This is a genomic window from Kocuria atrinae C3-8, assembly GCF_000286355.1.
GTDB classification, from domain to species: domain Bacteria; phylum Actinomycetota; class Actinomycetes; order Actinomycetales; family Micrococcaceae; genus Kocuria; species Kocuria atrinae_A.
In genome coordinates this window covers 1-2,538 of sequence record NZ_AJXN01000186.1, presented here as the reverse complement: position 1 = coordinate 2,538, position 2,538 = coordinate 1, and the positions used below count along the sequence as shown (strand labels likewise).

General features: G+C 66.3%; 1 protein-coding gene and 1 pseudogene. One reads left to right on the top strand and one right to left on the bottom strand.

The window, feature by feature from the left end; all coding sequences use genetic code 11:
- Window positions 1–87 precede the first annotated feature (87 nt).
- Window positions 88–705 carry an isochorismatase family protein gene (locus tag YO9_RS0115515; protein ID WP_016998317.1) on the top strand — a complete coding sequence of 206 codons (618 nt, stop codon included), beginning with the start codon at window positions 88–90 and terminating at the stop codon, window positions 703–705.
- A gap of 112 nt (window positions 706–817) precedes the next feature.
- On the opposite strand, the pseudogene YO9_RS0115510 reads toward YO9_RS0115515, so the two are convergent.
- A pseudogene (locus tag YO9_RS0115510) lies at window positions 818–2,538 on the bottom strand (DEAD/DEAH box helicase); the annotation flags it as partial.

Here is a 2,538-nt window from a genome sequence, read left to right as displayed (position 1 = left end):
CCCGCGCGGCCCGCCGCTTGTCGGAGGGCGAACCCGTGATCCCCACGGTCATTGAGCCCGGAACCGCACACTGATCAAGGAGGCCCCGTGCGCACAGCACTCATCATCGTTGACGTACAGAACGACTTCTGCGAGGGCGGCAGCCTGGCCGTGACAGGCGGTGCCGCGGTGGCCGCGCAGATCTCGGAATACCTGGACGACCATCACGCGGACTATCAGGTGGTGGCGGCAACGCAGGATTGGCACATCGATCCCGGGACGCACTTCAGTGACGAACCGGACTTCGTGTCCAGCTGGCCGGTGCACTGCGTGGCCGAGACGGACGGTGCGGAGACCCACAAGGACTTCGACACCGACTACGTCACGGAATTCTTCCGCAAGGGCGCTTACGACGCCGCCTACTCGGGTTTCGAGGGCCTTTCCGCGCCGGACGTGGACGTGCCCATGGGTGAAGACCCCGAGGACGCGGACGAGGAACGCATCAGCCTGGACGACTGGCTCCAAGAGAACGAGATCGAAGCCGTGGACGTCGTGGGGCTCGCCCTCGACTACTGCGTGCTCGCCACCGCCAAGGACGCCGTGGACGCCGGCTACGAGACCCGCGTGTTGCTCCCCTTGACCGCCCCCGTGGCCAAGGAGTCCGGCGAACGCGCCGCCGTGGAACTCACGGACTCGGGTGTCGCGGTAGTCGAGGACCTCGACTGATCCACGCTGAACTCCGCTGAGCGTTTCGCACCCTCAGTGATCACATGACAACGGCTCCGAACACACGTGTTGGGAGCCGTTGTCGTGCGGGGATGGTTCGTTGCAGGAACGACTATTTCCGCCCGATGAACCACCGCTGCAGCAAAGCCAGCCGCGCGGTGATCTGATCCTCGCTGGCCTGGGCGACCGCCGGGCCACCACACTTCTCTCGTAGTTGATTGTGGATGATGCCGTGCGGGGTACCCGTTCGGGCGGACCACGCGGACACGTTCTTGGACAACTGGGATCGAAGTTCCTTCAGACGTCGGTGATCGGGCACCGCGGGCGCAGCCGGTTCCTCGTGTGCGGGTCCCGAACGCCGCTGGGCGTGCCGGGTCTGCCGTTCGCGCAGCAACGTGGATACCTGTTCGGCGTCGAGCAGTCCGGGGATACCCAAGAAGTCCGCTTCTTCTTCGGAACCCACGGCCACGCCCCCGCCGAAGGCGCCGCCGTCGAAGAGCACCCCGTGGAACGACGCGTCCGAGTCCAGGGCCTCGAAGTTGCCCTGCGCGAGCGCCCCGGAGGCCTTGTCCTCTCGGTTGGCTTCCTCAAGCAGGTCGTCGTCCCAGCCGCTCTCCATGGGCTGGTCGAAATCCACCACCCCGGGCATGTTCTTGGGCTTGTCGAGCGCGTGATCGCGCTCCTCTTCCATGGAGTTGGCGAGCGCCATGAGGGCGGGAACCGAAGGCAGGAACACCGACGCCGTCTCGCCGCGTTTTCTCGCGCGCACGAAGCGGCCGACCGCCTGCGCGAAGAACAGCGGGGTGGAGGTTGAGGTCGCGTACACGCCGACCGCCAGGCGGGGAACGTCCACGCCCTCGGACACCATGCGTACGGCGACCATCCAGCGTTCTTCGGACTCCGAGAACTCGTCGATCTTGTTCGAGGCCGTCTTGTCATCGGAGAGCACCACGGTGGGCCGCCGACCCGTGATCAACTTGAGCTGTTCGGCGTAGGCCTTGGCGTCCTGGTGGTCGGTTGCAATCACCAGGCCACCGGCGTCCGGCACGGTGCGCCGAACCTGCGTTAGGCGTTGATCCGCAGCGTGCAGAACGGACGGAATCCACTGACCATTGGGATCCAGCGCCGTGCGCCACGCCTGGGAGGTGATGTCCTTGGTGAAGCCCTCCCCCAGTTGAGCCGCCATTTCCTCGCCCGCGGAGGTGCGCCACCGCATCTGACCCGTGTAGGCCATGAAGATGACCGGCCGCACACGTGGTCCTTGAGCGCGTCCCCGTAGCCGTAGGTGTAGTCCGCAGTGGAACGGCGGATGCCCTCTCGATCCTCCGCGTAGGTCACGAACGGAATGGGTGAGGTGTCCGAACGGAACGGGGTACCCGTGAGCGCCAATCGACGCGCGGCCGGCTCGAAGGCCTCGCGCAGGCCATCACCCCAGGACAGGGCGTCACCGGCGTGGTGGATCTCGTCCATGATCACCAGGGTGCGCCCGGCCTCGGTGCGCGCCCGGTGCAACAGCGGTTTGTTGGCCACCTGCGCGTACGTCACGGCGGCCCCCATGTAGGCGGAGCCGTGGCTGCCGTCCGCGTTCTTGAAATTGGGGTCCAGCGCGAGTCCCACGCGGGCGGCGGCATCCGCCCATTGCCGCTTGAGGTGTTCGGTGGGGGTCACCACGGTGATCCGCTGAATCTTCCCGGAATCGTGGAGCTTCTTGGCCACGGTCAACGCGAAGGTGGTCTTACCTGCACCGGGCGTTGCCACGGCCATGAAATCCCGGGGTTGAGTTTCCTCGTAGCGGCGGATGGCCTCTGCCTGCCACGCACGCAGCTTGGGTGC